This is a genomic window from Paenibacillus sp. M2 (assembly GCF_046713495.1).
GTDB classification, from domain to species: domain Bacteria; phylum Bacillota; class Bacilli; order Paenibacillales; family Paenibacillaceae; genus Paenibacillus; species Paenibacillus amylolyticus_B.
This window is the reverse complement of sequence record NZ_CP169648.1, coordinates 2,365,501-2,380,854: the sequence shown is the minus strand read 5'-3', so window position 1 is coordinate 2,380,854 and position 15,354 is coordinate 2,365,501. Positions and strand designations below refer to the sequence as shown.

General features: G+C 46.1%; 14 protein-coding genes. 3 read left to right on the top strand and 11 right to left on the bottom strand.

Features of this window, described 5'->3' with window-relative positions; genetic code table 11:
• Position 1: 1 nt before the first annotated feature.
• The 4 genes from ACETMN_RS11095 to ACETMN_RS11080 all read right to left on the bottom strand — a co-directional run bounded on the left by ACETMN_RS11095 (position 2) and on the right by ACETMN_RS11080 (position 5,486).
• Positions 2-910, bottom strand: coding sequence for a carbohydrate ABC transporter permease (locus ACETMN_RS11095; protein ID WP_017689303.1), 909 nt, complete (start codon positions 908-910; stop codon positions 2-4).
• A 17-nt stretch (positions 911-927) separates the two neighbouring features.
• Positions 928-1,914 carry an ABC transporter permease gene (locus ACETMN_RS11090; RefSeq protein ID WP_179198557.1) on the bottom strand — a complete coding sequence of 329 codons (987 nt, stop codon included), beginning with the start codon at positions 1,912-1,914 and terminating at the stop codon, positions 928-930.
• A 184-nt stretch (positions 1,915-2,098) separates the two neighbouring features.
• Positions 2,099-3,712: a helix-turn-helix domain-containing protein gene (locus ACETMN_RS11085; protein ID WP_179198558.1), complete on the bottom strand. Its 1,614-nt coding sequence runs from the start codon at positions 3,710-3,712 to the stop codon at positions 2,099-2,101.
• A complete protein-coding gene (locus ACETMN_RS11080; RefSeq protein ID WP_091017442.1) occupies positions 3,687-5,486 on the bottom strand; it encodes a sensor histidine kinase in 1,800 nt (599 codons plus the stop codon). Before ACETMN_RS11080 ends, ACETMN_RS11085 begins: the two co-directional genes overlap by 26 nt.
• Before the next feature lie 342 nt (positions 5,487-5,828).
• Here ACETMN_RS11080 and ACETMN_RS11075 point away from each other — a divergent pair, with 342 nt between their 5' ends.
• A complete protein-coding gene (locus ACETMN_RS11075; protein WP_091017444.1) occupies positions 5,829-7,265 on the top strand; it encodes a hypothetical protein in 1,437 nt (478 codons plus the stop codon).
• 21 nt (positions 7,266-7,286) lie between these two features.
• Here ACETMN_RS11075 and ACETMN_RS11070 read toward each other — a convergent pair whose 3' ends face one another.
• The 5 genes from ACETMN_RS11070 to ACETMN_RS11050 all read right to left on the bottom strand — a co-directional run bounded on the left by ACETMN_RS11070 (position 7,287) and on the right by ACETMN_RS11050 (position 12,236).
• Positions 7,287-7,868, bottom strand: coding sequence for a DUF4269 domain-containing protein (locus ACETMN_RS11070; RefSeq protein WP_146117086.1), 582 nt, complete (start codon positions 7,866-7,868; stop codon positions 7,287-7,289).
• A 20-nt stretch (positions 7,869-7,888) separates the two neighbouring features.
• Entirely contained in the window at positions 7,889-8,095 is a 207-nt protein-coding gene (locus ACETMN_RS11065) for a YwbE family protein (RefSeq protein WP_091017448.1), read from the bottom strand.
• Positions 8,096-8,309: 214 nt separating this feature from the next.
• Positions 8,310-9,098 (bottom strand): polysaccharide deacetylase family protein, encoded by a 789-nt coding sequence (locus tag ACETMN_RS11060; RefSeq protein WP_091017450.1) that lies wholly within the window; start codon positions 9,096-9,098, stop codon positions 8,310-8,312.
• 66 nt (positions 9,099-9,164) lie between these two features.
• Positions 9,165-10,103, bottom strand: a complete 939-nt coding sequence (locus ACETMN_RS11055) for an aldo/keto reductase (RefSeq protein WP_091017452.1) — start codon at positions 10,101-10,103, stop codon at positions 9,165-9,167.
• A 108-nt stretch (positions 10,104-10,211) separates the two neighbouring features.
• The gene (locus tag ACETMN_RS11050; RefSeq protein WP_091017453.1) at positions 10,212-12,236 is read right to left on the bottom strand and encodes a Na+/H+ antiporter; all 2,025 of its coding nucleotides are present in this window, start codon (positions 12,234-12,236) and stop codon (positions 10,212-10,214) included.
• Positions 12,237-12,677: 441 nt separating this feature from the next.
• On the opposite strand from ACETMN_RS11050, the gene ACETMN_RS11045 reads away from it, so the two are divergent.
• A complete protein-coding gene (locus tag ACETMN_RS11045; protein WP_091017455.1) occupies positions 12,678-12,977 on the top strand; it encodes a hypothetical protein in 300 nt (99 codons plus the stop codon).
• Between the two features lie 96 nt (positions 12,978-13,073).
• Here ACETMN_RS11045 and ACETMN_RS11040 read toward each other — a convergent pair whose 3' ends face one another.
• Positions 13,074-13,556 (bottom strand): MarR family winged helix-turn-helix transcriptional regulator, encoded by a 483-nt coding sequence (locus tag ACETMN_RS11040; protein WP_036609579.1) that lies wholly within the window; start codon positions 13,554-13,556, stop codon positions 13,074-13,076.
• A gap of 269 nt (positions 13,557-13,825) precedes the next feature.
• On the opposite strand from ACETMN_RS11040, the gene ACETMN_RS11035 reads away from it, so the two are divergent.
• Entirely contained in the window at positions 13,826-14,941 is a 1,116-nt protein-coding gene (locus ACETMN_RS11035) for an FAD-dependent monooxygenase (RefSeq protein WP_091017457.1), read from the top strand.
• A 96-nt stretch (positions 14,942-15,037) separates the two neighbouring features.
• Here ACETMN_RS11035 and ACETMN_RS11030 read toward each other — a convergent pair whose 3' ends face one another.
• A complete protein-coding gene (locus ACETMN_RS11030; RefSeq protein ID WP_179198559.1) occupies positions 15,038-15,205 on the bottom strand; it encodes a hypothetical protein in 168 nt (55 codons plus the stop codon).
• Positions 15,206-15,354 lie beyond the last annotated feature (149 nt).

The following is a 15,354-nucleotide window of genomic DNA, read 5'->3' as shown; positions in this document are numbered from 1 at the left end:
GTTATCCCTTCACAGCGCCAACCGTAAGACCTTTGATGAAATAACGCTGGAAGAACGGATATGCCAGTACAATTGGACCAATACCGACCACAGCCATCGCCATTTGCAGAGTTTTGTTAGGCAGATTGAGCAATCCACCCTGCGACGAAATCTGTGAAGAGACGTTGGAGTTGGTTGTTAAATATTGAATATCGAGCAGCGTCCGGTACATAAGGTACTGAAGGCTGATCGTCCGGTTATCTGATATAAAAATCATGCTAAGGTACCAGTCATTCCAGTAATTCAATGTACTGAACAACGCGACGGTTGCCATTACGGGAAGAGAGAGCGGAAGCACGATACGTGCAAACGTTCTCAATTCTCCCGCACCATCAATCCGAGCCGATTCCAGAATAGACACCGGAATGGAGTTCGCAAAGAATGTACGCATGACCAGTACAAAGAATGGGGATAGCAGTAGCGGCATAATGAGTGCCAGTAGGGAGTTTTTCAGATCCAATACGTTGACATAGACCAGGTACCAAGGTACCAGACCCCCATTAAACAACATTGTGAAGAAGATGAAAAAGGCAAACCAGCCCCGGTAAGGCAGATCTCTCCGTGAGAGCGGATACGCATACAATGCGGTCAGCGCAACACTTGTAATGGTACCTACAACGGTAACGATAAAGGATATACCATACGAGTGAATGATCTGATCCATATCTCTGAACAGAAACTCATAAGCCGTCAGACTGAATTTCTCTGGAATAAGCTTATATCCATTGGCAATTACAGTTGTCTCGTCCGAAAATGAGATGGCGAAGACAAGCAGGATCGGCACGATACAGGCAATGGCATAGAATAGAAACATCGCATGAATAACGGATGCGGAACGCTTCGATACGGCTAGTGGATCACGTGATTTCACAGCTGACTTGCCTCCTCTCAAAATAATGCATTATCTTTATCTATTCGCCTTACGATGGTATTGGATACAAGAACCAGCACAAATCCAACGATTGCTTGGTATAGACCGGCTGCTGATGACATCCCGATATCTCCACCGATAAGGAACGTACGATATACGTAGGTATCCAGTACATTCGTTACAGGGAACAGCGCTCCCGATTCCAATGGAACCTGATAGAACAGACTGAAGTCTGCATAAAATATACGGCCAATTTGCAATAACGTCATAATGACGATTAATGGGACGAGAAACGGAATGGTAATGAAGCGTATCTGATGCCATTTGGTTGCACCATCAAGCACAGCTGCTTCATAATATTCTTCATCGATACCTACGACAGCTGCCAGATAAATGACGGCATAATATCCAATATTCTTCCATGTGTTCACCAGTGGCAAAATATACGGCCAATACTTCGGCTCTGAATACCAGTCGATCGGCTGACCACCGAACATCTGCAGAATCGTTGAGTTCATGAAGCCTGAATCCTTGCCTAGGAAAGCCAGTACCAGATAACTGACCACAATCATGGACAGGAAATACGGTAATAGCATAAGTGATTGATATAACTTGGACATTGCCTTGTTCTTCACTTCATTGAGCAGAATAGCAAGCCCGACACCCACTAAGAGATTTAGTGCAATGAACACCGTGTTATACGCGAGTGTATTTCGGGTAATTTCCCATGCATCACTGGTGGAGAACAAATATTTAAAATTGTCCCATCCACTCCATGGGCTACCCCAAATACCATCAGCATAGTTTACATTTTTGAATGCGATCAGAACGCCGAACATCGGCATATAGTTGTTCACCAGCAGAAACAGGACACCTGGCAAGAACATGAGATACAGCACCTTGAATTTGCCAAGATTGTGCCACACAGACTTGCGCTTTCGGACTGTTTCTCCCGGTATTTCCGATATCCGTACTCCCTTACCCGCCTGGGGTTGTGTCTTCATAACTTGTTCTCCCTCACTCCTCTTGAATTCTTCCTCAGGATGAAGCTCCGTTGCGGCTCCTGTGGTTCAAGTATACGGCGGGGCGAGTAAGACCTCTATCTGCTGTGGTGACCTGTTGACTTATCAAATTATGACTTTAGTGCCAAAATAAACAAAACAAAGGCGCAGCATGCTGCGCCCTGAACTATACGGTACGTGACTGTTTTCGAAACTCCTGTGGCGTTATACCCGTGCACTTTTTGAACATTTTGGTGAAATGCGAGTAATTATAGTACCCCACCTTGCCAGCGATATCCGTCACTTTGACGGTGGACTGGGACAACAATGTCTTCGCTCTGGCTACTCTGCCCTGCAGGATAAACTCAGATAGGGACATGCCCTTCTCTTTCCGAAACAGACGGGATAGATAAGCAGGATTGAATCCGGCAAAAGCTGCAAGTTCCTCTCGCATGAGTTCTTCACCAATATGAGTTTCAATATAAACGCACAACTGATCCACAATGGTCATGGGGCTATGATCGTCCGGGTACAACACCGGGATAACACGATCAATCAGATCAGCTGTCCACTGTTTCAACTGCGGCAACGACCTTGTCACCATACCCTCTTCCGGCTCCCGTTCACCCGGATACAGACTGCGTATTGATACGTTTTTCTGATGAAGCAGCGGATAGACCACATGCAGCATGGCATGATAGTAGAGATGCAGCATTTCAGGAGACAATCCCTCCTGGGCAGCAAGCAACTCAAAAATCTCATCCACACGTTCTCGCAAATCCCCTACTTTACCCGTCTCAAAAAGAATGGATAATTCCGAAAACCATGGAATAGGCAAAAAGCGATCTTCCTGATCTCTTCCCCACTCATCATAGACAAAAACTTCTTCAAGCTCCTTAATATTGCGACGTTCCATATCCATCAGTTCATTTAACATGCCTTGCAGCTCAGTTACAGCAACCGGGGCACCAACATAACAGGACAACCGACAGTAGAAATACGTACCACATTCCTGAATATACCCCTGACAATGTTGTGCCACTTCGCTCGCACTCGGAATGATGCCATCTTGCTCATAAGCAAGCACAATATTTAATCCACTTTGATCCTGAAACACCTCACCGGGTTTGTCGCCAAGTAACATCTCTTTGGCTGCATTACGAAGGGCATATTCCAATACCTCTTCGTCACGCAAATCAAAATCACGCACCCATTCCTCTACTGAGATCACAATGGGTAACACACGAGCCTGCGGATCAATCTCGGCACCATACAATTCTGCGAGCTCTTGCAACCGTTGCTGGGTTAACGTGATACGCTGAGAGATGGCATCTTTCCAAAAGCGTTCCGTCAGCAGCGGTTTATGGGTTTTCCAGCGTTTGTATACGGTCTCATAAACTTCGTTGGTACGGGTACGCTGCTCTCCATCCTTGATCTTTTCCACTGCCTGAGTTACTACCTTAATCAATTGATCAGCTGGAGCCGGCTTCAACACATAATCAAAGCTGTTTAGCTTAATGGCTGTCTGAGCATAATCGAATAAAGCATGCCCTGTCAGGAAAATGGTCAGTATGCCTGGATCATGTTTCAACACCCAGCTTTGCAGGTCAAGCCCTGTTTCACCGGGCATCTCGATATCACAGATCATGATATCGATAGCATTTGCCCTTAAAATCTTTCTTGCCTCTTCGGCATCACCAGCACTATATACCTGGTCAATACCTGCTGCTTGCCAATCGACTCCTTCCACCATTGCTTGTAATGCATACACTTCATCATCCACGATCAACAGGTTCCGCATAGGCTCCCCCTTCTTCCTCTTCGGTCTGAGCGGGTAAATCAATGATGACTTTGGCGCCATGATCCACCTCATTGCCAAACTGCAAACTGGCCTGATCACCATACTTTACTAAAAGCCGATGAGCCACGTTCCATATACCGATATGCTGTCCACTCGGGTCTTCAGCGTATTGACCATGTTGCAGACGCCCCAACAACTCCTCTTCAAATCCGACACCATTGTCCACAATCATCAGTTGAAGCACCGTCCCATCGATCTGACCGGACGACTTCTCACCGAGGCGCGCCACGATCCGAATGACAAATGCTTGTGTCCGGCGCTGAAATCCATGAATAATGGCATTCTCTACAAAAGGCTGAATGGTTAATGGCGGAATCACATAATGTCCCAGATTCGGTTCGACATCCAGTTCAAAATCGAATCTGCTTGGAAACCTCAACTTTTGAATTTCTAAGTAATGACGAATGTGCTCGAGCTCTTCATCCAGACGAATAACACGTTTGCCTGCACGCAGACTGAATCGAAAATAATCGGCCAGATGACCAGCCATCTGCTGCACCAACTCATGCTTTTGCAAGGAAGCCAGACTATGAATAATATTGAGTGAATTCAGGTAAAAGTGAGGATTGATCTGCATCTGCAGTTGTTTGAACTCTGCCTCCCGCGTCCGCAGCTGTTCCTCATACACATCAATCTTCAGATGCCTGATCTCACTGGTCATTTGATTAAAACTTCGGGTCATAAATTCAAGTTCCGAGGAAGATGGCGGGTCCAGCTTCACATCGAGATCTCCACGGCTCACCCTTCTCATGCCTCGGATTAACGCATTCATCGGGCGGAATAACAGATGCCGCAAAAAGATCAGTGCAGTAACCAGAATAACTGCCGCACCAATGGGAAGCAGACGAATGATCTGCTGGAAAAACGGGAGGTTACGCATCATGTCTTCCTCAGGCAGCAGCACGATATAATTCATCTCGGACATGGCCGAGGCAATACCCAGCATCAAATATTGACGCGCTTCGCCCTTGTTCACAACTTCAGAGATAACCTGATACGGATTCTTCAGGCCGGAGAGATGCGCTGCAGCCAGCTGAATCTGTGCAGTATTTAATGTGGAATCCGATAGCGCCCCACCGTCTGTTCCAACAATGACTGCGCCTCCCCGATCTCCGGATTCAGTGAATTGTTGTGTATGATTCAGTGCATTCATATCCACAAGTGCACCTGCATAGAACTGCTGGTTGATTCGCACCGTTTTCACCAGCGCATTCCACGTCCCGCCACGCACGATGCTCCATTCCGGCTTCTGGATATCCCCTTCCAATTGCTGCATCTGGACTGGCATACTCTCCTGCACAACCGACTTTTTGACATCATAATTGCCTGAAGTCGCGAGCAGCAGATCATCATTCACCGCATCATATAGAAAAAAAGAATCGATTAGATTATAAAAACCGATATCTGTCATGAATTTGTTCATAATCCGTTGCTTTGCAATGATATAATCACCGCTGCCGTATTTTAGAAAAAACAGAGAGATAATATCCGGGTCCCGCTCACCCAGACTATATAAATACCGATTCGTCTCCTGTAACACACGCTCATTCTGCTCCACACTCTTGGCGAGATGATTCATATTGGTGAGGGATACTTTGTCACGTACAACTTTCATCGCGTAGACGTTGTTGTAATAAAGCAGCATGAATAATGGCAGCATGATCAATGTAAGACCCACTATAAATTTAAAACGAAGTGAACGGATAAAATTCATGGATTATGGATTCCCGCCCTTTTAGTTCAACATAGTTTTTCTATTTTCTTCCTTATGATGGCATGTTTATTGTAATCACCCCTGCTTGCCATTGTCTATGGGGTCACGTGACCTTCACATATCAATTCTGGTGACTTTCATCCGCTCCAATTTCAAGAGTGACAAGTTTCATGTAGTAATAAATTCTCCAGTTGTAAAATAAGTCCTTCATTTATAGCTCAGAAGCTTCTCCCTAAAAATAAATGCTGCGGCAAGCCCTCAACTCCACGAACGCCCGATCTTGACATGCATACGATATATCACTCCTCGGGATAGTCACCAGGATGTAGGGAGGCCTGTTCGATGAATATTCAACTCACGGCATTACACTATGTCTATCTGGCATATATCATCTTGATTATTGCGGTAATGATCCGGCGCAGGGACACCACCATCATCTGTGTCGCGGGTATTATGACCATTGGACTTCTGGCAACCGAAACCTTAAGCGGGTCAGTTGCTGGGATCTTCAGCAGTTTTATCTATGCAACAAAAGAATTGTTAAGTACGATCTTCATCATCTCGATTATTGTGGCGATGAGCCGCGTTCTGATCAGAACAGGCATCAATGAGGTCATGGTGACACCCGTCACCCGGTTTATCCGTTCTCCTCAGGTCGCGTATTGGGGTATCGGATTGATCATGATGGTCGTATCGCTATTTTTCTGGCCATCCCCAGCAGTAGCTTTAGTCGGTGCTGTACTGCTTCCTGTAGCCGTGCGTGTAGGCCTTCCTCCGATTGGAGCTGCCATTGCCATGAACCTGTTTGGACATGGGATTGCACTGTCAGGGGATTACATTATTCAAGGGGCTCCCAAACTTACGGCTGATGCAGCGGGTCTCCCCGTTACTTCCGTCATGACGGCAAGCATTCCTTTAGTTATTGTCATGGGGACCGTATCTACCCTTACAGCCTTCTGGATGCTGCGCAAAGAGATGAGATCAGGCTCACCTGTTCATTCCCCAGATGCCACCGTGAGTACGGAACCTTCTTCCTCATCTGAGACTGTGCCCACCACCGCCCTACCCGCTAATCAGCCTGCTCAACGTCAAGTGATGTCACCCCGTCTGCAAAAAGCTTTCGCACTGCTTATTCCTCTGTTATTCGCAGTTGATGTGATTCTGATGTTTGTATTGAAGTTGCAGGGCGGCGATGCAACAGCTCTGATTGGCGGAACTGCTGTAGTTATACTGATCGCCGTTACCCTTGCCGCACATCGACATGCGGGACCAGAGGAAACGACTAACTATTTAATAGAAGGATTTCAGTTTGGTTTCAAGGTGTTTGGACCGGTTATTCCCATAGCTGCATTTTTTTATCTGGGAGATGCTGCGATTACGGAGTTGTTCATCAACCCTCTTCCTGAAGGTTCACACGGGATTGTGAATGATCTTGGGGTCGCACTTGCTGGACTAGTGCCATTGAATGATACGGTGGGGGCAATTACAATGACGGTGACCGGAGCAGTTACCGGTATGGATGGTTCGGGGTTCTCGGGGATATCCCTGGTTGGCTCGATTGCGTCCATGTTTGCAGGAACGGCAGATTCCGCACCTGTGCTGACAGCACTCGGTCAGGTTGCAGCCATATGGGTAGGTGGCGGAACCTTGATTCCATGGGCATTGATTCCTGCTGCTGCAATCTGCGGAGTCAATCCTTTTGAACTTGCAAGACGCAACCTGAAGCCTGTACTGCTGGGACTCACGGTAACGACAATTGTAGCCATCTTTCTAATCTGACCAAAGATTATACTAAACCGTTCAAAAAAACGTGCGTGAACGCGCCCAGTTCCAGAGATCTTCACGTTTCATCTCTGCCAGATGCAACATGTCCAAATATGGATCTCCCTGTAATCCAAGTACAGAAGCAAATGCAGGCTCCGTCTTCCACCCTGCCTGTTTCAGTCTGCGGATCTCACGGTGCCCCGCGTCTCCCCAAAGTTGTAACAATCTCCACTCCACAATCATATGTAGGTATGCATTCTGCCTATTAACCGGCACGGATTGGGCAAAAATCTCCACAGGCCAATGTCCCACTTGCAAATTACAAGTCACATAAGGACGTTGGTCTGGAAGATCCCCACCACGTACACATTGAAATTCAGCAACGGCTCCGATTCGATTGTACATCTCGGCTTCAAACACATCCAGATCCTCTGCATAACACAGCAGATCCAGATCACTGCCCGGAATATCAATATCAATTGGTACCGTTCCTGCTGGATACGGGTGATAGTCAGCTAATATTTCGAGCAATCCACTACTCTGTAACACATAATAGGCGTCCTGCTGACGTGTATTGCCCGAAGCCAGATGTGCCATTACTTCTGCGGTAGTACTCATCTCCCCACTTTGGGCCACAGTTAGTTCGAGACTCCTGTAATGACCTGTTTCACACGTCCCACTTGACCACTCGTCAGTCGTACTTTGATTCCGTGTGGATGCGTAGGTGACTTGGTTAACAGATCCTTCACAATGCCACGTGTCAGCTTACCTGTAGCTTGATCCTGCTTCAGCACAATGTCCACTTCCAGACCTGGCTTAATATTCACACGTTGTTGTCCATTCATTATGTTCACTCTCCTCTATGTCGTAATTCATATCTTGTATACTATATAACCCTTAAACATAAAGCTCCATCTATTGTAGACGTTTTGGTTTCAAAACAAAAGGGACACGGCAATAACCTCCTACGCCTGATTCCATGGTTGATATGAAGACCAAGATAAAGAAACCGAAGGTCTCTTCAACTGAGACCTTCGGTTTCTAATTGGATTACCATGTTCAGGGCTGCACATGCTTTAAAATAGACGAAGGCGAAGTTCCATCCTTCGCGGCTTCGCGTGCCTTGACAGCAAGCAGCTCAGACACCGTAACGAATTGGTACCCTTGCTGCTGTAACTTCGGCAGGATTGTTTTGAGTGCAGCTACCGTATGAGACTTGCCTTCCACCTTATCGTGGAAGAGTACAATATCCCCATTGCGTGCGTTATTCAGTACTTTTTTAACGATAGCTGATACACCTGGAGAAGCCCAGTCCCGTGTATCCTGATGCCAGGACCAGAGTACAATGGTATACCCTTTTTGTTTGGCAGCCTGGATGACCATGTCATTGTAATAGCCGCCCGGTGGCCTGAACAACAGGGGACGCTCAGCACCCGCTTCAATGATGGAACTTTCCGCTTCGTTCATATCCTTCATGTACTTGTCCGCACTAGTTGATCGAACTGCATACGTGTGCGCATACGTATGATTGGCGATTTCATGCCCTTCGAGCTGTTCCTGCTTAATCAGTTCAGGAAATTTATCTGCCCATTTGCCAAGTACAAAAAAAGTTCCTTTGGCATGGTACTGCTGAAGCAAAGCCAGAATCTGCGGAGTCTGAATCGGATCTGGTCCATCATCAAAGGTAAGGGCGATGAGTTTATCCTGTGTGGGAACTTCCCACACAATCTCTCCTCGTTCCTCATAATACTGACGGTTCTTCTGTACAGGCTTTGCATAGGCAGAACTGCTACCCAGCAAAATAATTAGCGTGAACATTCCGATGACTCGGACTGCCTTCAGGTTCATGTGGTGTCCTCACTTTATCTTCATACGTAAACTCCCTGTTAGCATTTCCCGATTCACTCAAACTCATTAACGAAAGATCTGATCCACGACTGCAATTTCCTCAGCAGTTAATTCCACATTTAATGTTTGCAGATTGTTAATGACCTGTTCCGGTCGTTTGGCACCCGGAATCAATGCATCAATGGAAGGCTGTGTCAGGTACCAGGCCAGAACCAGATGAGCAACCTCAACATCCTTGGATTGTGCTATGCTGCGCAGTTGCTCAACTTTATCCAAATTTTCAATGAAAGCTTCACCTGTAAACAGCGGGTTCTTCGCCCGTCCATCCTGAAAGGTTGTATTGCGATTATATTTACCGCCCAGCAGTCCCGCAGCCAGTGGGAAATAGGGCACAAAAGAAATGTTATGCTCAGCCGTATACGGCAACAGCTCTTTCTCCGCATCTCTTTTGAACAGATTATATTCAGATTGCAGTACGTCTACATGCCCGTCCTTGTTGGCTTCACGCAACTGATCAATGGAGAAATTAGATACGCCAATGGCGCGGATTTTACCAGCGTCTTTTAATTGTTTTAACGCATCTACCGCTTCATCCTTAGGCGTATGTTCATCCGGAAAGTGGATGTAGAACAGATCAATGTAATCGGTTTGCAGACGTTTCAACGCCTCATCCACGGCTGTTTTCAGAAAAGCAGGTGAGTTATCCATGACAATCTTGCCATCCACTAATTTATGAGCTGCCTTGGTTGCAATGATGGTATTCTGCCGCTGACCGGTTTCCTTCAATACTTCACCGATCAGTCGTTCGGAATGCTCAGGTCCATAGATGTATGCCGTATCCACAAAGTTAATACCTTGTTTCAAAGCTGTACGAACCACTTCCTTACCCGTCTCATCATTCAGCATGTCCGGATAGATATTATGTCCGCCTACTGCATTCGCACCCAGTCCAATGGGATTCACGATCAGATCCGTTTTACCCAACCGAATTTGTTGTTCTGCCATGTCTCATCTCTCCTTCACTGATCGAATAAGTACAATTTAGTTGTGATGTCTTTCTTGTCCATATTATATCAAACCGTTTAGCATATTTAAAATATCGGATTTATCGGATTAGGTGTTTTTCAGCGCAGTCGCTTCAACGTCGTTAATAAACCGACGAAGTTTCGCAGCCACATCACGGGTGATTTCGCCGTTTTCATACAGCTGTTGAACCGTATTGCGCTGTTCCTGAATGGCCACCATCTGCAACTCCAATTTCTCCTGATTAAACGGATCTTCCGTTTTACCCTGGTTCCAGGTGCGCAATTTGGCAATTACACGCTCATACTTGGCAATGACCGACAGTGCGACGACTCGATTCCCATCATTCATATGGGCACGAATGGCCTTAATTGCCGATTCAGAGGTACGTAACTTCACCTGACGGAACAGTTCTGCATTTTCTAGCATGAATGGTTGATTCGGCTTTTGGGACCGGTTGGTGAACAGATGTCCTAACACACGCCCGATCTCGCTGATCGAAGTCATGAACTGAGTGTTTGCGCGATTCGCCAGCATCATTTCCTTGCGATCCAACCAGCTGTCACATTTGAAGGCCGCATCAGAAGCAATTGCATTTTCGTCCAACATTACTTCAACTTCTTTACGTTCCGCACGGGTGGCAATCAGGTTAATAGCCGTTTCTTGTTTCTGAATATCTTTGCGTTTATCGGCGGTAAGCTGACCTGCGGCCTGTCTGATGTATTTGGACAAGTCGGAGACAACCGCGAGAGCGGCAGCTTTGTTCTCATCGTTCATTTCGGATTTGACAGCTCGTATTGCCGCATTCAGCATAATGTCATGTGCTTTTCGTTCTGACTTCTGCGGTGTTTCTTCTGTGGATTTCCCATCGTCCTTGGCCAGAACGGGAAGAAACACGCTCGCCGCAATCAGGGAGAAGAGGATAACCCCTGCCGCGAGGAAAATAATCAGATCCCTTTCAGGAAAAGGTGATCCATCCTGAAGCACATAAGGAATGGAGAAGGCACCCGCCAATGTTACAGCCCCCCGCACCCCAGAGAGGGAAATGATCGTAATATCCTTGAATCTGGGCCGGCCAATTGAGGATTTGGTACGCAGCAATTCATTCCCTTGCCAGAACAGATAGATCCAGAGGAAACGCAGAACCAGCAGTAGCACAGAGATCAAGCCCACATACCCCAACACCTGCAAGTTATTAAACGAAACATTTTCAAATATGGTACTCAACACATCCGGGACCTGTACACCCAGAATAACAAACACCAGACCATTTAGTATAAATAAAATGACTGACCATGTGCTCGCAGATACCACCTGCATTTTCAACTGAACCGATTCAGCACGGTCACGCTCAATGGCGTGGATAATACCGCCTGCCACTACCGCAAGAATACCTGATACCCCAATTTCTTCACTCACCAGATAGATGATAAATGGCGTCAGGATTTGCAGCAGCATGTGAATTGTCACATCTTCCATGCCCAGTCTACGGATCCATACCCCTAGCCTGATTAACAGAAAAGATAACAATGCCCCGACAAGAAGCCCGCCAATCGCAATCAGAATAAAACTAAAGGTTGCATTCGCCAGGGAAAATACACCTGTAACTGTGGCTGCAATTGCGAATTTGAAGGCGACCAGGCCGGATGCATCATTCATTAATGCTTCACCTTCAAGAAGTCTATGTATGCCTTTGGGCAAATGTACTCGCCCTGCCATGGCGCCAACGGCCACTGCATCTGTCGGGGACAATATGGCTGCAAGAGCAAAAGCAGCAGGTAACGGAATCGAAGGAATCAGCCAGTGAATGGCATATCCCGCCACGACTACTGTCACGAATACAAGCCCTAGTGCAAGCAGAAGTATCGGTGCACGCAGATTCCATAATTCATTCCTTGGCGTTCGCTTACCATCGTTGTATAACAAAGGTGCGATGAACAGTACAAAGAACAATTCCGGATTCAACGGCAGGTGAACACCTGCAGGAAGCAAAGCTATAGCTACACCAAGCACGATTTGAATGAGCGGAATGGGAATAAAGGGTACAAACCGGTTTAAAATATTGGATAAACCGATCAGGACCAGTAACACAAGTACGGCAATAAATATTTCCATGATGACAATCCCTTTCCGCTATAGAAGTGGTGAAACCTTTGTTGTATAGGTTTATTTTAACATAATCCAACCTTTATTATAAAAATGTTGTCATATTCATATACCCATTTAACTGCTCTCAGACTAGTCTATATAAGTTGAACTATTCATTTACACGATAACGGAGAGGACAGAAAAAACCTGAAAAAGCGAAGCGTTCGCCTAAAAGCTTTCTGAAAGAAAGCTGCATCGGAAGCATACGCTATCCCCGGATTTTCCCCTTTAGAAAAGGGAATCAGAAAAATCTGGGGATAACAGCGATTGGAAGGTTATTCTGTCATCGTAGTGTCAGTATAAATAATCTTTAGTTAACTTATATAGATTGAAGAATTCTGATGGATCCTGTATATAAGATGTTACAATATGCTAAGGACAATACCCTTCGGAAAGGAACTTGCATCTATGGCATTTGGAATTAAACGACAAGAGCTTGCTGCGTGGAAGGAACAAGTGGCTCGGGGTGAGATTGCGTACCTCACTCATTTCTGGATTGACAACCGATTCCCCGACATCACCAGTGTCACCAAAGTTGGCTGTGCAGATCTGGAACGTCTCGAGCGTTGGTGCAACGATCATGGGCTGGACCCGCGATACATTCATCGGCGGCAGCCCTTTCCCCACTTTGACCTGATGGGCAGCAAGCAAAAAGAAATTTTGATCCAAGAAGGCATGACGGATCATGTGGTTCGCTTTCATTTATGAACAAACTCAAAAACGCCAGTCTTCAAGGCTCACCCCTCCGCAATTAGGGACGAACTCATGAGGACTGACGTCTTCAAGGATCAAGTCATATATGGACTACCGGTGGATCTGCTCAAACGACTTCATGTTCTCCAGCAGTTTCAGTTCAATTTTCTTCAACATGCCAAACATCTGCTGTTGCTCTTCTTCGGAAAGTGCTTGCAACAATTCCCACGTCATTCGGCCGCGATTCGCATTAAGTGTCTTGGCAAGCTGCGCGCCTTCATCCGTTAAGGACAGCCACACAATTCTCCGATCTTCTTCACTGCGCACCCGCTGGATCAACCCTTCCGTCTCCAGTTGATTCAGTACAATGGTGGTTGCGCCGGAAGACAAACTGAGTTGTCTGGCCACATCAACCGCCATGCAGCGTTTTTCACGTAAAATCATGCCCAATATATGACTTTTTGTCGGATTCAGTTTACAGTTGGTTTCGGTCTTCTGCTGCTGATCCAATACTTTGTTTTTATATCTGAAGAAGGCCTCCAACAATTGATCTACATTTGCCAATTGAGAGTTTCGCTCCGTATCCGGGCTCATAAACGTTCCTCCTGCCTTTCATCATAACCTACCTTATATTGTAACATATTTACACTATGATGTTTGTGAAAAATGCGCTTGTATCCGACACTCTATCGTTGACTGCCACTCTTGTTTTATTTCGGGTTTCACCTATTGCATTATGGCAACGAGTTTGTTTATAATAACCTATATCTTTAAAGTTACTTTTAGTTACTTAATGATTTTAATAAATCTGTTGTTATAAAGTAAATAAAGCGTCACCATTATAATGCAAGGGACTTATGCACATGAATCAGAATATACAATCTCAACTCAAAACAGATGTTTGCATCGTCGGCGCAGGTCCTGGCGGTGCTTTGCTTTCTTATTTACTGAATCAACAAGGAATCTCCACGATGCTCATTGAGCGGCAGCCCCACCTGCACAAGTCTTTTCGCGGGGAGTTGCTCAATGTGGATGGCGAAGCCATTTTGAATAAACACGGCCTCTATTCCCTCATTCAGGAACGCGGAGCGCTGCTCTTGGAACAGATTCAGTATTGGGAAAATGGGCAGATTATTCATACGGTATCACCGGGCAATGGAGAATCTCATGTTGGTATTCATGTACCCCAAGATCATCTCCTGGAAGCCATCGTGTCGCATGCTCAGCAGCACAGTTCATATAAACAAGTACTATTCAATACGATTATGACCGGTTTGTTACGAGACAAGAACGGCCAGGTCGTGGGTATTAACATTCGGCAGAACGGCGTTCCTGCCTCCATTGAAGCATCTGTAATTGTTGGCGCTGATGGCAGATACTCTGCGGTACGCAAACATTCCGGTATGACCCCGGAGATTCGCAAGCACGGGTATGATCTGCTCTGGGCACGCATTCCGGCACCCGTAGGTTGGGAACCCGCTGTTCGGATGGCCAGCATGGATGGTCAACAGCTCGCACTGTTCTCACAGTTCGGCGGTTATGTTCAGATTGGGTGGAACATTCCCGAGGGAGCTTACTCCAAGCTGCGAGAGCAGCCGATTGCTCCTTTTGTAGATAAACTTGTATCTGCTTTTCCTTGCCTGTCTGATTCTGTAGCTGCCAATATTCAGAGCTGGAGTGATTTTGTTCTGTTATCTGTCGAAAGCAGCTATTGCCAGTCGTGGGCACAGGACAATGTTGTACTCATCGGTGATGCCGCTCATACCATGACCCCAACCGGTGCGTTTGGACTTAATGCCGCGCTCGAAGATGCGGATGTGCTCTCCGAATTACTTGTCCAAATGGCTACAGATCAATTCAGTTCCACTACACAACTTCAGGAACTTCAGACGATTCGCGGTGCAAAGGTACAGCAGCAACTTGCTCGACAAGTGGAGATGGAATCCTCTTTCCAACAGCGTTATGAATCCTTTCTCTAAACCCAGTTAATACGGATAAAATGCCTATATGCCCAAACAGCCAATCACTTCCTCATTAGAGAAGAATCGGCTGTTTGGTTTGTTGGTTTATCTTTTTTATGTAATTCCGTGTCCTTCTTCATTTTCGTTTGCGTGGAGCAAACGTGTCTTCTCTGGGTGCTTCTTGTACAGTATCAACGTCCTTCGGATATATACAATACCAATAATCAGCAGGATCAACATCAGAATGAATATAACCATCTCCGGGTAAAAGACATATGACATGAACCCACCTCCTTTGAAAACGATTTCTCTATATCATTCTAACCTTAACGATTCAAGATGTGAACCCGATTGGAAGTTTCGCTTGTGGAATAAGGCCAAGGTCACCTGACACAACGACAGGAACTCACCCTGCTGCAAAAGTAAAAAAG